This window comes from Legionella waltersii (assembly GCF_001468085.1).
In the GTDB taxonomy this organism is placed as follows: Bacteria; Pseudomonadota; Gammaproteobacteria; order Legionellales; family Legionellaceae; genus Legionella; species Legionella waltersii.
This window is the reverse complement of sequence record NZ_LNZB01000038.1, coordinates 39,868-56,631: the sequence shown is the minus strand read 5'-3', so window position 1 is coordinate 56,631 and position 16,764 is coordinate 39,868. Positions and strand designations below refer to the sequence as shown.

Below are 16,764 nucleotides of genomic sequence, written 5' to 3'. Positions count from 1 at the left end.
TTTAAATAAGATAGCGTTCACGGCATTAATTGAATCCTAGGATCTATAAATGAGTAATGAAAACATTGAATCAGTAGCAACACCTTCTCAAGAAGAACTCAACCAAGCAATGAACACCATTGGACAACAACTCTTCCAATCTTTATCGGAATCAGTTCAAAAGCTTCCTCAACCTTTACGTAAAGGAAAAATCGTTAACCAGGCTTTAGCCGCTTTTCTTACTAATGTAATCTATCGCCAATTTCCTGAGGATAAACAAGCTCGAGAGCTTACAATTGACCAACTGCTGGCGTTTGTCAAACAACACCTAGCCCAGATTTAAAACATAACAAGGTTTACTTCTCAAAATAAGAAGGGGATTGATAATGAAATCCCCAAACAATTTGGTTATAATTAAATCAAATTGATGTGGGATGCAGTAATGAAAGGTAAGTTGTCTACTGAAGAGTATTTAAAGCGTCGTGGCAGTGAATCGGCTGAAGAGCAGGCTAAGAGGATCTTTGATCATCTGATACAAACGCTTCAGCAAGACCCTAATAAAAAAATAGGTTTAATTTATGCCGCTAATAATACTCAGGCCGAACAATTTTATAGGGCCTATCAGGAAACCAAAAAACCGGAAAAGCTACCAACGATTAGTGGTAGTGGACAAGCAGCTGTATTTTCTCACTTGAATCGACTGATTAACCAACATAACAAGAAAAATCCAAGTTTTTCAGGACGAATTAGAGTGCTACCTGTCGCAACTTCGTTATACGGTGGTGAAAACGGTCCTGGAAATATCGTCGATGCTAGCCTAATTGATAGAGATCTCAAGAGCATTCAAGACCATCTATTGCAAGGCTATGATGTTCAAGGTATTCCAAATGCGTCTGGAGGATTTGCTATTGGAGGATTAACTTCAAAATATTGGTTTACTCAGCGCTATTGTGGGGTTACACTAGGTAACAAAAGCATGAGCCAAGGAGAGTTTGTTCAAAGTCAATTGGATCAATTAAAGGCCGACCCCCATCAACGTTTAGCGAAGACCAAACTCATTAAAGGCTTACACTATAAATTTGCAACGACTCCAAACAGCCCAGGACGTGACCATGGTGAATACACAGCTACTTCAGAGAACTACAAGGGCCTACAAGGCGATGCATTAAAAACTAAAATTTTAAGTGACTTTAGAGATGCAATTGCAGGTAAATCAGCAAAAGAAATACAAAACATTTATGACGATTTTAAAACAAAACCTGAGTATACCATTCTTGCTACAGGCCAGGGATGGGCAACACGCTTTTTCCATTGGAAAACATCCTCTATAATAGCGTTGAATGCAATCAAAGAAGAAGCAGCAGCAGAGAATCCCCGCCCTACTGAAGATAACTCGCCCTAACAACACTCTTAAAACTATCGGGACTTACACAAAACCCCAGTCTCTTCGCTAAAAATAGATTTCAATTCGGTCATTTAGTCAATCTAAACTCCCTCATTGAAATCTATTTTTGCCTCGACCTTGGGGTTTTGCGTAAGTCCTGACTAGAATTACCTTACTGTAATTTGCTCAATTTCGTCATTGCGAACAAGCTGAACCAAGGATAAGTACAAGGCATAAATTGGTGAGATAGATTAAATATGTTAATATATGCCCATAATATCGGCATATACATTACAGCATTATGAGTCTTAGAATAGCCTCAGACCACCCAACTTTATCATTGAAAACCAAAATCCAGGAAGTCTGTGATGAGTTTATGACAAATCACGGCTTTAATTATTTTCAATATTTACGATGTTACCATGATGGGTCTATCGGTTTATTAACCAATAACACTGGTCTTCTTGAGTATTTTCAGCATGTCGACAATTCACCGGTTGTGTTTTCTTCTTACACCGAGGATCACCAAACCTCATCGTCATACTGGTTTCTTTGGGATGAAGAACTCCCTCAAATGCCTGTGCAGCTTGCAAGGGAAAAATTCAATATTAGGAATGGAATCACCTTCGTGAAGCGTTCGAAAAACCATTACGACATGATCGCTGTTGCTACACCCGATGAACCTGCTAATGCTGGTGCTTTCTACATGAATAAGTTGAAATTGATGGAGCATTATTTCAATGAGTTTGAAATTGCCAATCATGATTTAATTCAGCTGATGAACAAAAACCCTATCTTGTTACCTGAGTCTTACAGAGACACAAACTACAAGGAATTGTGCCTAAGCCAAGGAAATGTCTTCGTCAAAGGAAAAATGGGACCAAGTTATGTGACAACTCAAGAGCTAAGCTGTTTAAGGCTATTAATTCATGGAAAATCATTTAAAGAAATCGCACAAATTTTGGAAATATCTCCCCGAACGGTTGAAACGTATCTCCAGAGAGTGAAACACAGAACTGGTCTGAATCCTCACCACGAAATGGAACTAATGAATTTATAAGTCCGGATTTGCTCCGGACAGACAAACTCATTGAACTTGATAAAATCTCCCGACTTTACGTAGTGAGGAGAAATGATGATTATCAAAGAAGCAAATTCTGCTAAGAGACTCTTAGATCAATTTTGTGTAGGTTATAAAAACAGAGATTTAAAGTATCTACTTAACCTTTTTACACAGAATGCCACTGTTCTTGGTTCAGGCATCGATGAATACCGAGTTGGCATTAGCGAGATTAAGGAACAACTTGAACGCGATTGGAGTCAATCTGAGAAAGGGGAAATTCTGGTCAATTCTTATATGCCTGGAAACAACGATAATTTATGGACAACAGCGGTTTGTACTGCCAAAGTGACTATTGAGGGCAACGAGCATACTTTTGAGCATCTTCGCGGAACAATTATCTTAGGCGAGGAAGATGGAAGTTGGAAAATTGCTCATATGCACGCGTCGTTTCCTGATTTTAGGAACCCGGAGAATAATTCGTTCCCTGTGAGTTAATTCAGTAGATACTGTCTGTAAATGCTACGGGAATAGCACGAGAATGGAGATAGATCCCACTGGGATCAGTCTCCTGCCATTTACCCAGAGCTTAATAATATCCGCTCCCTCACGGTCGCGGCTCGGTGAGCACAATTTATCCAATCCGCGACCGTGAGGGCTGAGGAATCGGCTCCTATTATAGTGCCCAACTAATCTTTTCTCTGATGGTCCGTGTAAACGTAGGTCCGGCGCTTCGCCTAATGGTGCTGCCTTAAGCAGGGTCATTCGTTAAAGCGGATGGTTTCGTATCCGCTTGCTAACGCGCGCGGCTCGGTTCACTCCCTGCTGTGACTAGGATTTGATTCAGACACCAAAGAAGGAACCGAGCCGCGCGCGTCAGCAAGCGGACCGATGCAGGCCGGATAGATGAACCTAATGACACCGCTTAAGGCAGCACCATTAGGCGAAGCACCCAATCTTTGGTATAAATGCCCCATTTTTAAAAATGAATCGATTCCTCAGCCGTGAGGGAGTGGATAGTTCATTTGACCGTGCAAACAAAATTCATTCCGTGTATTATCCTGACTGTCATATTTTACATTCAAAGGATTGCGTCTATGTTAAAACGAATACTTTTCATCAGTGTTGTTCCTTTTACTCTTTTGAACAACGCAATGGCTTTGCCATGGCTTCCCAAAGAAGGGTTAAACACAAGTTCTACTGCTTTGACAATCGCTCAAGTTTCACCAGTAGGAGAAGCCCTAGTGAACTTTTCAGGCGATTGGACAGGACAGTGTGACAACACGCAAGCCGTGGATCTCTCAATCAAACAAGATCCAAATAGGATTGCTATTTCATATGGTTTTATGGAAGAAAAGTATTTTATTGGCGAAGTTCAATCAAGCTCTTCAGCTCAAGGACCTCGCTCTGAAAACAGCCATGTTTCTGTCCGCTGGAATCCAGAGTTAAGTGCCCTTATTTTCATTCAATCAAAACTGTTTTCTAATGAACAAGGCCATTTGAACAGCTTTTTTAGTAAAGTATCCATGACACTTGAGAATGACAAACTGTTAGTGAATGGGCAGTATTACTACACCAATGCGAATGTGGGACCCATTCAGCAGGATACGATCAACTGTCTGTATATACGGAAATAAGTGAGTGTTAGGTGATGAGGCTGGGACTGACCCCAATGGTCCGTCCCAGTTTTTACCCGTATTTAAAACACAATGAGTCCAAGATACGCGTCACTAGGTTCAGTGATATCCAGCTCATTACCAGCTTTACCGATTTTCCCTAGAGTTTCCTCAATTAATGGGGAAAACATCGCTAATCTCTCATTCCTTTCAAGACAATCTGCTTGATAACACTTATTGATAGCGATTTGCAAGGCAACGGTTATACCACTCTCGTGAGCATCGGTTTGACCCGCAATTACTCCTCCATACCACAGGCCAGTATAACCTTGAAATTGATGTAAAGCTTGTTGCGCCTCATAGTAGTTTATATCCATCACTGGATGGCGATACATCACTTCACGCAAGACGTTCTTGGGCATCGCTTGTCCTGGTAATACCCAGGTTTTCATGATTGGAGTTTCTTCACTCGAAAACTCCCATTGTTTACACATGGTGTTAGCTGCTATTTTTCCATCAAACCGAGTATGCACAACAGTATGGTAGGGAGAGAGATAATCTGGGTCTCTGTGAAAGACTATTTTGGTATCATAATAAGTCACTTTTGCTAACTTTTCTCTCAATGCTTTAATCATTAAATCATCTACCCCTGACAGCAATTCCATAGATGAATAGGCTGGAGTAGAAATAACGACTTCATCGAATAAAATCGGCTTGCCTTCGGGGTCGCTATGAAAGCTATTGTCTTGCTGCAACAACTTGTATTTTGTTTTTCCCATTTCAATGACCGGTACCACTTGTTTAATTGCAGTGTTTATTTTGAATTGGGTATTTGTACATTGCTCAGCCATGTTATGGATATAGGTGCTTAGCCCATCTGGAGCGTCATACCAATCCTTCCCTGCCTCTAAGTAATACATTGCACAATGTGCACCAAAAGTTTTAATGGTATCAATCGATACCCCCCATCCTGAAGCGATTAATGGGTATAACACGTCATTTGCAAATTGATCGCGGTGATAGGGAAAGCCGGCGTCCTTACTTATAAAATCATCGACAAACTGTTCTAAAGTCAACACATCATCGGAATGGAGCAACTTATTTTTTGCCCTGTTGATGATTGCATTCAAATTCAATAAATCACACAACTCTGCAATTAGCGGATTCAAAGCGACCTTGAGTTTTTTCTGTGGGATGTTATTACGGAATAAACCAACGACTGAAAGCAACGCAGACAAGCAGTTACCCAAATAACTCTCTTTTCCATCTGAAGCATGATAGATAGGAGGCATTACCAGATGCTCATCGTCTCTTAAATCATGAAAATCCATGTTCAATTCAAACTTATTTAAGTGAACCCCTAAATGATCTAACAGCGTATGTACATTGGGATAACACTCAGGTTGGCCAATAAATTCAGCACCTCCCTCCAATACAACACCATCAATCTCAATACTATTGACGTGTCCCCCCTACCTATCTTGAGAATCAAACAGAGTCACTTTAAAGTTAGGTTGATTCTCCAGTGCCCAAGCAGTTGTTAATCCTGTACCACCGCCAATGATGGCCACATTTTGCTTACAATCGTCTCTACTCATAACATTGAATCCTTAACGTTGTGAGGTGAGTCTATTGTTTTAACATGGATTCTGCTTATGAAACAGAGGGAGGACTATCTGCCTGGTACTGACTTTTGTATACTGTTTTGAATAAAACTCAATAGGGAATAGCATGCACGATTTTTTTCAAGATCCTCCCAGTTTAGGCAATCAATTTGAAGAAGATCGTGTCTTGCAAAGGTATTTGCAGTGGAAGCTTCCTGCCCCCATGTTGGCTGAAATACAATCTGATCTGCATCAATTGGGACTCCGTGTCTCTAGTGATATTTTAGAACTAGGTCAATTAGCGGAATTAAATCCTCCCAAACACGTCCCTTATTCTCCTTGGGGAAAACGAATTGATCGCATAGAAGTGTCATCAGCCTGGTTGGAATTAGATAAAATTTCGGCTGAAGAAGGATTAATCGCAATTGGTTATGAACGTAAATATGGGCCTTTATCCCGTATCTATCAATTTGCAAAGCTTTATCTGTTCCATCCATCTTCAGCAATTTACAGCTGTCCTTTAGCAATGACCGATGGCGCTGCCCGGGCTATCGAACTTTATGGGGATGAGCAATTAAAGCAAAGAACATATCCTCGTTTAACCAGTAAAGATCCGCAACAGTTTTGGACATCTGGGCAATGGATGACTGAACGAACAGGCGGTTCAGACGTGAGTGGCACCTCCACGATTGCAATTCCTGATGACCAACAGTTTCGTCTCCATGGGGTCAAATGGTTTACCTCAGCAACTACCTCGCAAATGGCCATGACTCTCGCCCGCATTCAAGGAGCGCCAGAGGGAAGTAGAGGCTTAAGTCTGTTCTACCTAGAGCTTCGCGATAATCAGGGAAATCTCAACGGCATACAAATAAACCGTTTGAAAGAAAAGCTGGGTACAAAAGCGCTACCCACAGCAGAACTCACATTAGAAGGAACACCAGCAATACTTGTTGGCGGAGAGGGTAATGGCGTCAAGAAAATTTCTTCTTTGTTTAACATAACACGAATTTACAACGCGTGCTGCGCAGTAGGGTATATGCGCAGAGCCATAGCTCTTGCTCGGGACTATGCCCAAAAACGCAAAGCCTTTGGACGCCCACTTAATGAACTCAGTTTGCATAGGGAAACCTTAGCATCAATGCAATTGGAATTTGAAGCTGGATTCCACCTAGTATTCCATGCCATTGAATTACTGGGCAAAGAGGAGCTTGGACAAGCCAGTCAAAATGAAAAAGCGATTTTAAGACTGCTCACCCCCATTGCAAAATTGTATTCTGCAAAACAGGCCATACAAGTGGTCAGCGAATCTTTAGAGGCATTTGGAGGGGCTGGGTATATAGAGGATACAGGCCTTCCTCAGTTATTGCGCAATACACAAGTCCTTTCTATTTGGGAGGGAACTACAAATGTACTCAGTCTTGATGTGCTCCGTGCAATCCATAAAGAGAATGCAGCTATCCCCTTCCTGCAGGATATGCATCAGCGGATAAATAGTATAAAAAATAATACCTTATTCGAATCTAAAGAAAAACTGATCGTTGCGATAAATAAACTCGAAAACTACTTGAATTCCATGTCCAATCTATCCGAAGAAGAGCAACAATTAGGAGCTCGAATGTTGGCTTATCATTTAGCTCAGTGTTGTGCAGGAACTTTGTTGTTAGAACAAGCGGAATGGTCTGTTCAAAAAATCAAAGATCAATTGGCTGTAGCTTCAGCCATTCGCTGGTGTGCGAAGCCTTTTCCAGATCTTATTCAGTGCGAAGCAAGCTATAGTAAAACATCCCAATTGCTTGCCATGCAATGATTGAAACAAAACAGAGTCTTAAAACCAATGGGAGATAGTCACCCTAGGTGACCATCTCTCAGATGGAACTAGTGCAATGAAGCCGTTTGTTGTTCGGGTTGAGCAGTTACAACAGCTGGCTTTGGAGCAACTGAAGTTGGTTTCACATTGAAAAATCCTCGTTTCAATCCAGCAAAAGTGGTCGTAGCGCCTTGTTCACTAGAAACTGTTATCTTTGGAACTGAAGTCTGCTGATCAGTAACTAGAACAGATGAAGTTACAGACACAGTTACTAGTTTGGTTGGAACGGATGGCAATGTATTGGCTTCTTTGAAGGCTTTAATAAAGCTTGCATGTTCGTCAGAAGTAATGATATTTTCTCTTTCCAAGATCGAACAAATACTGTCTAGTTTTGTAGCATCAATGGTTTTATCAAATTGAGCATGATAATGGTCGTCTTCCATATCGAAGTCATCTTGATGGTATAAAGCATGATCACTGTCATTACGATGCACAAAACGATAAACACCAAGCTCAGTATCTTTTGTCATAAAAAATGTATTGATCTCAGCACTAGCACAATCCATTTGCATAAACAACACGGCCAAGAGAAGTTCAAATTCATTTCTAATGACTGGTAGCTTTTTAGGGCCTGTTGATTTTGGGTACACGGTCAAAGTATCGTTAAATAAACTTAAATTGACTTTTTTGCATAAATGGGTCAGCGCTTTAGGCATATTGAGCTCCGTGGTTACATAAACAAATGTTCTATTTAAAGGTCTTATAGAATAGTATAAAAACATTAAGGGAATATTAAGAAAAACCCATTTTGTTAAAATTTTCTTAATAATGTACAAAATAATTACTATTGGTATTCTGGTTGAGTTTGCAACAGTCATTAAACAGCAAAGCATCAGTATGCATGACCTTGCAAAAAACAGCAGGCTCTTGGTGCTTGAAAACTCAGGACATCTCTCAAATATTGAAAAACCACAACAATGGAATCAAGCAGTCATAGAACAATTTAAATAAATTTTAAAAATCCTATTGAACCTTTTGTACAGATAAGTTAATTATCAATATGGCCTCTAAAGTCACAGTAGAGTGTTTTGAGTGTACAAAAGGATTTGCACCATGAGAGTTAAGCCAAATAGCACGAGTTCACCACAATCGGATTCCAAACAAAACAGGGCTCTGTCTCTGCAATTAGTTCGAGACGCCCAACCAGATCGAACCTACTATCTGACCAATGGCATCATGACGATTGGGAACTTTGTTTCATCTCGAATCGCTGAACTGTACAATACACTCCTATTAACCTTTTCTTTAGACTCCATGGACTGGAGCAATTTTAAGCAATATGTTTGGCCTACCATATCCTCAGGTGCGGCACTGATTGTTGGAAACTATTTAAGTGAAGCAATCAGCGAATATCAAACTGGAAGCCCAGAATACGATTTCATCGTCAAGTTTCTTTTTGGGGCAGCCATACTAGGATATTGCGCCATCCATCGAATCACCGACAAAAAAATCACCTCCCAGGTCGGGCTTTCAGCTGCTGTAGCCAGTGAAGTCATGGGAATTACCTACATGTACAGTTCTGTTTTTACTGGAACTGGTTTTTTACTGGATGGCCATATTTCTGATGAATATTCCTTGATTGCAGGTCTAGGAGCCAGCGCACTCATCGTTCCTAGCACCATTTCCTTACTGACTCAGAAACTGCAAGATTTTTTAGTTCGCAGACAATATGGCTTAGGAGCCCAACGCTCAGATACTGCCGCTATTTCTAGTGGATTGACTCTGCTGTCTAATCTGTATTTTCAAATAAACCATTATGTAGCCAGTGAACTCATGGTTAGTTCTCGTTTATTTCAATTAGGTCTAATTTCACACAACACTCGCTATGCGGAGAGAATAGTTCAAAAATTTCGCAATCTACCGGCCTTATTCGCTGATTTAGCGCCTTCAACCATTAAAAAAATGGTGGCGCAGCAGAAAAAGCTTGCACATGATTACGAGTACAACCATATAGAACATCGAGTACTAAGATGGACCAGTGATGGGGCTGAATTGTTTAGCAAACCCCGGTATCAGTTGCGAACTGGAGATTTGGTGTTGTGTGATGAGAGCATTGATCTGTCCTGTGTGCCACTCTCAGGAGAACTCATCGCTTTCAAGAAGGATACCAATGACACATTTACACAGGAAGTGGAGTTGCAACAAGTTAGTGTCAATTTAAAAGCACAAAATGGCGAAGACCGTTGGATTGAGCATAAAACCAAGCCTAGCCTTGATTCGAATTACAAAAAGATTGATTTACATGCCGTAAAAAATGGGAAACAAGCTGGAGTCTTAGTCGGTGATAAATTGAATTTATACGGCAGTGACTGTGTATTTATTCAGATTAAACCAGAAAATGAGCTTGTATTAAGTAGTGCCTATGAAAAGAAAGCCGTAATCAATGACATTATATCCGAGCGAAAACAAAGAAGTGTTTTGTATTCCATATTAGGCTCCATCATCATGGCTGCCTTTTTACAAAGGGATATTACGACCATGCCTGCGGAAACTCTCAGGCTTATGTTCACACTCTTTCAAACGATGATTCCTTTTTCTGAGGCCTTTCTCCGTGAAACTGTAAACAGTCGTTTAATGAAAAAACTAAATAATAACTTAGGAGAACAATCCTTTGAAACCATTGATGCATTGCGGGTAGTTGATTTATGCAATGCGCTAGGGGGATATTATCGAGATCGATTTCCCAAAGGAGTTGCAATCCTTTCTGATAAAACAGGTACTCTTACTACCAATAAGATGAATGTATTAGGTCTATGGACTGATGACCAACCCGCTGAAGTCCAGGACACATTAAAAGTAACACAGGGATTGCTTCTCCCTACTCAAGAACGATGGCTTAAGACATTTGAAGTATTTTGTAATGCCTATACCTACAATAGTAAAGAGTTAGAGCCTGAAGAACATGCTATGTTAGAGTTCTTCAAATCTCAATTAGAAGATCAGGATTGCCTGAACGTGTCCATACATGGACATAACCACTTACGTAAAACGCTACGAATCAAGGAAGAGATAAAAGAAATTGAATCCTTCCACCTTGGTTTGTACCGTAAATTTGGTGGACGATTTACTTTGGTTAAAGACGGGAAGCAGTACTTCTTGGTATTTTGTGGAGTACCAAAGCAAGATGCCTTTGCAGGAACCCATTTATTGCACTCATACACCAGCATGCAAAGCCGAACCGAAGTTCTGTCTCGTGATTGGTGTTTAGGAAGATGCACTCTTGTTGAGAAAGAGTTTCTCACATTAAGAGACATGTTTGACCAAGATGACAAACAAAAAATCGAATCTTTCCTGACTTCAAACACTGAACTGCTTCAATCCCTGGAGCACCATGGCACTTTTATTGTGGATAACCCCGTAAAAAAAGGTGCTGAGAAATTTATCAATCAATGTCGAGACATTTCCGTGCCAGTCTTCGTAGCTACTGGAGACACTATTAAAGCGGCAGAAAATATCGCAAACGTATTATGCCCACTCAATAGCCAACACATTTTTACTATTCGTGCCGAACAGATCGAAGAAGAAGCCGAAAAAAAAGAAGAGAAGGAAGATGAAATGTATCCACCTAACTCAACCATAATCTACTCTGGCGCGAAGGAAAAGATTTTGCAGCATTTTGAAACCGTCATGGAAATTGAACCAAGCAAACGACCTGTGATTATTTTTGCTGAAATGAGTACGAATGATAAAGGCGCTTTAGCTCTCTATCTTAAGAATCATCACTATTTTGTTGTAGCAAATGGTGATGGCTCAAACGATGTGATGATGATGAAAAACGCCAACGTTGTTATTGCTCACCAAGCTGAAGATGGCAGTTTCGCCCCAGGAGTTGACGCTTTATCAAACATCAGTGAAGAACAGTTGAGGCGATTATTCGGCTCAGAAAAATCTTTTTATGAATTGTTTGATATCAACCTCCCCAAAAGTTTATTTGTGCAACAATTTGCTCCCCTTGCCAACTCTCAGGAAAAGCCAAGCGAGGCTTTAGCCCTTAAAAGTGGAAAAATGACTTTCGATTTAGCCAAAGCCGTCGGAGCCAACGTCACTGAAATGAACCACCAACATTGGTACAGTGTAGGGTTCGACTTGTTGTGGTTGTGGATTGCATTTTATGAAATTAATCAAAGTGCTGATTTGCCTATGGACAACCGTAATATCAATGTTTCGACACTGATTTCCAATTCGATGGCAATTGCCATGTTTTTTGGCGTATTGCAAGCTGTAGGCAACTACATGTGTTGTAATGAATCAACCAACTTATTCAGCATGATGCTGATCTTGCTTATATTGCCTTTTGCATTACGATGCATCTTTGACGGGTTTAAGATGGTGCAAAACAACCTGTATCCTAAACCTGAACCTAAAATTGTAGAAATAGATGATTCTTCAGTAGAAACAATAAAGAGTAACTCAGTGTTTGAGTATCTAGGTACCCTGTTTTCAAAGAAAAAGGTTAAACAAGTTGAAGGAGTCAAAGATCTAGCCAATACTGAACGTTCAAATCATGGTTTAAAATAAGCTTACACTTCATCATCTGTTATACTTTAACAATACGTATTGAATAAGGGATAATTCGATGGGCGAAGAGAATAAAGATACGGAAATTTATATGGCGTTTCCAGAGGATAATGATTCGTCTAAAAAAAACCCTCCTCCATCTGCCGACAAAGAAAAATCAGAGCCCTTAGTTAGGCCATGGGTTCGCTTTTGGGCCCGCTCAGTGGATGAAGTTCTTTTCTCCTATGTTTTTGCATTTTTGCTGTTCTATTTTGTGCCTAGCTTTTTTGAAGGCCCCTATTATCTGGCATTTGCAGTGAGTTGTTTGTTTTGCTGGATATTTGTAGAAACCGCTTTTCTGATTACTTGGGGAACAACTCCAGGAAAATGGATTTTAAACATTCGAATACAAGCCAATAATGGCCAAAAACCCTCTGTTCTCCATGCATTCAAACGAAGTGTAAAAGTCTGGTTTTTTGGCGAAGGAATAGGTGTTCCATTTATTAGCATATTCACCCTATTTTGTGCTTATTTCGAATTAGATAAAAACAAAATATGTACCTGGGATAAATCAGAACAGTTTACGATAACTCACCGGCCACTATCTCATTATCGTATTTTTGCCGCCTCCATGATACTTGTAGTATCTACAGCACTGAGTATTTATGCGACTTTCTTTTAGGTGCCATTATCCGCTCCCTTACGGTCGCGGCTCGGATAGCATGTGACAAAACCGAGCCGAGACCCTAAGGGAGCGGATAAGTGATCCCCAACGGGGACGGACCCCAGTGGAGTCCGTCCCCTGCATCACTGCTTTAATCCCGAACGGGGACGGACCCCAGTGGGGTCCGTCCCCTGCATCTTGCTCTGCATCTTGCTACCAGATCTTAAATTTACCCCACGACTACCAAAGGATGCATCAACATATCCACAATAAACCTCTCACATCGAGCCAACTGATCCAAACTAACAAATTCATCAGCCCTATGCGCCTGCTCAATACTCCCAGGTCCACAAACGATAGTTGGAATTTGTGCCTGCTGAAACAGTCCAGCCTCAGTGGCATAAGCTACTTTTAATACTTCGTCACTTTGACATAGGGACTGAGCTGCTTGAACTAAAGGTTCTGAAAGCTCAGTTTCTAAACCAGGAGCTTTTGCGATCGTATCCAGAATCACTTCAACCTCACTTTGTTCAGCCTGCATTTCAGGCAAAAGATGATCATCTACGAAAGAGGTGATTTTCTGATGAATTAAATCCGAGTCGTCCGTTGCCAGATTTCTAAACTCAAAAATAAACTCGCATAAACTGGGAATAGTATTGTAAGCATTTCCACCTTTAATTAAATTCGTTGTTATTGTTGTGTAAGGAACGTCATAAGAGGAATCCTTTTCTCCATACAACTGATAGTGTTTAGCCATATCACGCAAATAGGTGATAAAACTTGCTGCGTGCTCAATGGCATTACAACCTTGATTGACCAATGAGGAATGTGCAGCCACCCCATGAATTTGACAACGATAGGATTGCTTTCCCTTATGGCCAATCACAGGTTTCATCGAGGTAGGCTCCCCAACAATACAGGCTTTGGGGTGATAATTAAGCTCTATGATTTTATCAATAAGAGAAGGTGCTCCTAAACAACCAATTTCCTCATCGTAAGAAAAGGCAAAATGCACTGGATACTCTAAATTCATGGTTTTAATTTGCGGAAGCAAGGCCATTACCACTGCAATGAAACCTTTCATATCACAAGTTCCGCGCCCATAAACAACCCCCCCTCGTAGGGTTGCTTCAAATGGATTACTAGCCCAATCTTGTCCGTCAACAGGAACTACATCGGTATGCCCTGAAAGAACGATTCCTCCTTCAACACCACCGTCTTTTCCAGGAATACTCGCTAATAAGTTAGCCTTAGGTTCCTTACTGTCATGAATAAGAATAGGTTTGATCGCATGCTCCTCAAGAGCATTCGCCAGATAATTTATCAAATCTAAATTTGAATAACGAGATGTTGTATCAAAGGCAATTAGTTTCTTTAACCAATCAAGAGTTGTCATCGTTTTCCTTGTATATTTATACAGCCAATACGTCCACTAATTGAGGCTCTTTTGCCACCTGCTTCCCTTCTTTATAAAACAAAGAGGCAAACAAACTAATGGAAACAGCAAGCATCAAATAATAGGTAAATATCATGGGGTTTTTAGTATACTCAATCAATGCCGTTATCACGAAAGGCGCAAAGCCACCAAACAACATGACGCCTAGGTTGTAGCTAATCGCCAAACAGGTGGAACGACCTTCTTCTGGAAATAAGTTGCTCAATACACTGGTAAAAACACCAAAGTAAGCCGCTATACATAAGGCTAAAATCGATTCCACCAAAACCAATATTTCTGTGCTTGGATTGGAGTTGAGCATCGATAACAAAGGAAAAATAAGACTAAGATAAACTGTGAGGGATATAACAAGAATTTGTTTTTTTCCTATCTTATCGGATAAAGCACCGAATGCAGGGATTAAAAGGGCACTAATGGTTGTCCCAACTAAAGGACCTAAATACGCTTGCCACAGTGTAAAGTGCAAATACTTCTTACCAAACACAGGCATATAACTGAATAACGTGTATACCGAACCAGTGCAACCAATCACCAATCCTAGGCCAATGACCAAAGTACCCTTTTGTCTTCGAATTAAAGGCAATAAGGCAACGGATTTTGGTTTCATACTCCTCCAAAAACCTTGATTTTGCAGTTGCCTTCTTAAAACCCAAGCAATGGGTAAGATGACCAAGCCAAAAGCAAAAGGAAGGCGCCAGGCATACTGATAGAGAACCTCCTCACTGCAGGTCATTGTTAATAGGAAACATAAGGAAGAACCTAGAATTAAAGCAAGTAATTGCCCTACCATTTGCAATGATGTGTACAACCCTTTCTTATTCATGGGAGCTAATGCAGCCAATAATGAGCTTGCGATACCAAATTCTCCACCCGTTGCTAATCCTTGCAACAAACGTGCTCCAACAAGTAGAACAGTAGCTATGATGCCAATTTTCGCGTAAGTGGGTGTCAACGTAATCAAAGCGGTGGCAACTGTCATTAGATAAAAAACCAACATCAGTGCTTTATGATGACCACGCTTATCGGCCCAGGCCCCCAGTAGGATGCCTCCAATAGGCCTAACTACTAAAGCGACCCCAGAGCTAATCATCGTAGCCAGCAACGAGTGTATATCGTTTTGACTTGGGAAATAGGCTTGGGCTATAAAGAGCAGTAAGTAGTTAAAGATCATAAAATCATACCATTCCATTGCATTGCCAATACAAATAGCGGACATGGTTCTTACTGAGTTGGCTGTCTTGATCATGATTCCCTATACACTGCTAGAAGCTGGAAAATCACTATCCTAAATGAATTCGTGCGTAAATGGCAAGCCACAGTTTCCATATTAACCTCTAGTCAAATTGAATACCTTGAGTACAATATGGCCCTTGTTTAGTCTTTTTGTGAACAGAGGTCCTACAATGCGTGAATGGTTAAAATGTTTTTTTTATGAAAAAGAGGCCACATTGGTTATAAACGGCAAATCCTATAAGCCATCAGATTGGGAAAAAATCGGAGAAGGTTCTGAAAAGAGAGTATTTAAGATCAAAGATGAAAAACTTTGTTTCTTTATTCCAAACAAATGGAGAAGTGAAGACGATTGGAATAGTAAAATTGAAGCTGAAAAATACTTTCTCGATGAAATGACCAAGTTGGGAATGAAAACTCAGCAATTTGAGCTGGTTTCAATAGACATTAGTGCGCCCAATAAACCAACCTATACCATCAAAGCACTTACCACAACAGATTTTGAAAACCTTTGTAAAGAGGAATCCATCGTTATCCATAACCCCAAAGGAGATCAGCGCATCATAGGGACCCCTCCAGATTTTATGGCTATGAGGGACAAGTTTAAGGACAAACAATTTGTTCGCGAGGTGTTTAAGAAGTTTATTGATGAATACGCCACTGCTTATACGTTCTCATTGCCCGTTTCAGCACTTCAAAGCAATGACGATAGCCAACACCTCTGCTTCGAGTTATCTGCAAATCCCGAACAGCCACCAGTAGTAAGATATATGTTTTGGGATGTTGTATCGGATATGGGTAACCGTGCTTTAATTCCTATAGTACCTACTCTAAAAGAACTTAGAAAGGGAGCCGAATCATATACCTGGAGAACAAACGATAATGATGCACTGGCGGCACTGGCTAGTTCGGTAGCCTATTCCATTTATGAAATGCTCAATCAATCTGTAAAACAAAATATTGATCCATTCAAATTCATCAAAGAATTAGAAACAGACATTCTATCAGCCATCGATGACGATGCGTTTTTATTGCCAGCACTTGAACATGCGAAAAAGCAAGCGGTGAAAATGATCAATGAAAATCTAACTGAATTAAGCCAAGATCAAAGATCAAATGAAATATTCATTGGATTGATGCTCTTAGCCATCCCTACTGACGATATTGATTTAGTTAAACGTTGCTTTCAGTTTTGCTCTCCGAGCGATATCAAGAAGGAACAAGTTGATAAAGTGATGGAAATAGCCTCAAAATACAATAACCCGGTCATTATTCAATGCATCAAAGATAACTTAGGCACCGAAAAAGAGAAGGTCCAAGGCTTAAAACCATCATTCTTTAAACAACACCAGGTTCAAATAAACGAAATAAGGTCTACAGTGTCTAATACGATGTGAAAAGGTTAAA

General features: G+C 40.4%; 14 protein-coding genes and 1 pseudogene. 10 read left to right on the top strand and 5 right to left on the bottom strand.

Annotated features, from left to right (window positions below):
* Positions 1–49: 49 nt before the first annotated feature.
* The 5 genes from Lwal_RS07830 to Lwal_RS07810 all read left to right on the top strand — a co-directional run bounded on the left by Lwal_RS07830 (position 50) and on the right by Lwal_RS07810 (position 4,060).
* Positions 50–322 (top strand): hypothetical protein, encoded by a 273-nt coding sequence (locus Lwal_RS07830; protein ID WP_058480271.1) that lies wholly within the window; start codon positions 50–52, stop codon positions 320–322.
* 99 nt (positions 323–421) lie between these two features.
* Positions 422–1,381 carry a hypothetical protein gene (locus Lwal_RS07825; protein ID WP_058480270.1) on the top strand — a complete coding sequence of 320 codons (960 nt, stop codon included), beginning with the start codon at positions 422–424 and terminating at the stop codon, positions 1,379–1,381.
* A 358-nt stretch (positions 1,382–1,739) separates the two neighbouring features.
* On the top strand, positions 1,740–2,423 hold the full coding sequence (locus Lwal_RS07820) for a helix-turn-helix transcriptional regulator (protein ID WP_231950968.1): 684 nt from the start codon (positions 1,740–1,742) through the stop codon (positions 2,421–2,423).
* 72 nt (positions 2,424–2,495) lie between these two features.
* Positions 2,496–2,921 carry a nuclear transport factor 2 family protein gene (locus Lwal_RS07815; protein ID WP_231950969.1) on the top strand — a complete coding sequence of 142 codons (426 nt, stop codon included), beginning with the start codon at positions 2,496–2,498 and terminating at the stop codon, positions 2,919–2,921.
* Between the two features lie 599 nt (positions 2,922–3,520).
* Positions 3,521–4,060 carry a hypothetical protein gene (locus tag Lwal_RS07810; protein ID WP_058480268.1) on the top strand — a complete coding sequence of 180 codons (540 nt, stop codon included), beginning with the start codon at positions 3,521–3,523 and terminating at the stop codon, positions 4,058–4,060.
* Between the two features lie 62 nt (positions 4,061–4,122).
* Here the strand turns inward: Lwal_RS07810 and Lwal_RS07805 are convergent.
* Positions 4,123–5,499: pseudogene (locus Lwal_RS07805) on the bottom strand (NAD(P)/FAD-dependent oxidoreductase); the annotation flags it as partial.
* A 12-nt stretch (positions 5,500–5,511) separates the two neighbouring features.
* Positions 5,512–5,637, bottom strand: a complete 126-nt coding sequence (locus tag Lwal_RS17900; protein ID WP_231950971.1) for an NAD(P)-binding protein — start codon at positions 5,635–5,637, stop codon at positions 5,512–5,514.
* Positions 5,638–5,770: 133 nt separating this feature from the next.
* Here Lwal_RS17900 and Lwal_RS07800 point away from each other — a divergent pair, with 133 nt between their 5' ends.
* Positions 5,771–7,450, top strand: a complete 1,680-nt coding sequence (locus Lwal_RS07800; RefSeq protein WP_058480267.1) for an acyl-CoA dehydrogenase family protein — start codon at positions 5,771–5,773, stop codon at positions 7,448–7,450.
* 68 nt (positions 7,451–7,518) lie between these two features.
* On the opposite strand, the gene Lwal_RS07795 is transcribed toward Lwal_RS07800, so the two are convergent.
* A complete protein-coding gene (locus Lwal_RS07795; protein ID WP_058480266.1) occupies positions 7,519–8,166 on the bottom strand; it encodes a hypothetical protein in 648 nt (215 codons plus the stop codon).
* A 112-nt stretch (positions 8,167–8,278) separates the two neighbouring features.
* Here Lwal_RS07795 and Lwal_RS07790 point away from each other — a divergent pair, with 112 nt between their 5' ends.
* From Lwal_RS07790 to Lwal_RS07780, 3 genes are all read left to right on the top strand, one after another.
* Positions 8,279–8,461, top strand: coding sequence for an alpha/beta fold hydrolase (locus tag Lwal_RS07790; protein WP_058480265.1), 183 nt, complete (start codon positions 8,279–8,281; stop codon positions 8,459–8,461).
* 102 nt (positions 8,462–8,563) lie between these two features.
* Positions 8,564–12,028, top strand: a complete 3,465-nt coding sequence (locus Lwal_RS07785; protein WP_058480264.1) for an HAD family hydrolase — start codon at positions 8,564–8,566, stop codon at positions 12,026–12,028.
* 58 nt (positions 12,029–12,086) lie between these two features.
* On the top strand, positions 12,087–12,689 hold the full coding sequence (locus tag Lwal_RS07780; RefSeq protein WP_058480263.1) for an RDD family protein: 603 nt from the start codon (positions 12,087–12,089) through the stop codon (positions 12,687–12,689).
* A 211-nt stretch (positions 12,690–12,900) separates the two neighbouring features.
* Here the strand turns inward: Lwal_RS07780 and argE are convergent, their stop codons facing one another.
* Positions 12,901–14,067: an acetylornithine deacetylase gene (argE, locus tag Lwal_RS07775; protein ID WP_058480262.1), complete on the bottom strand. Its 1,167-nt coding sequence runs from the start codon at positions 14,065–14,067 to the stop codon at positions 12,901–12,903.
* Positions 14,068–14,083: 16 nt separating this feature from the next.
* Positions 14,084–15,373: an MFS transporter gene (locus Lwal_RS07770; protein ID WP_231950972.1), complete on the bottom strand. Its 1,290-nt coding sequence runs from the start codon at positions 15,371–15,373 to the stop codon at positions 14,084–14,086.
* Between the two features lie 157 nt (positions 15,374–15,530).
* Between Lwal_RS07770 and Lwal_RS07765 the strand changes: the two genes are divergently transcribed.
* A complete protein-coding gene (locus Lwal_RS07765) occupies positions 15,531–16,754 on the top strand; it encodes a hypothetical protein (RefSeq protein ID WP_058480261.1) in 1,224 nt (407 codons plus the stop codon).
* Positions 16,755–16,764: the final 10 nt, after the last annotated feature.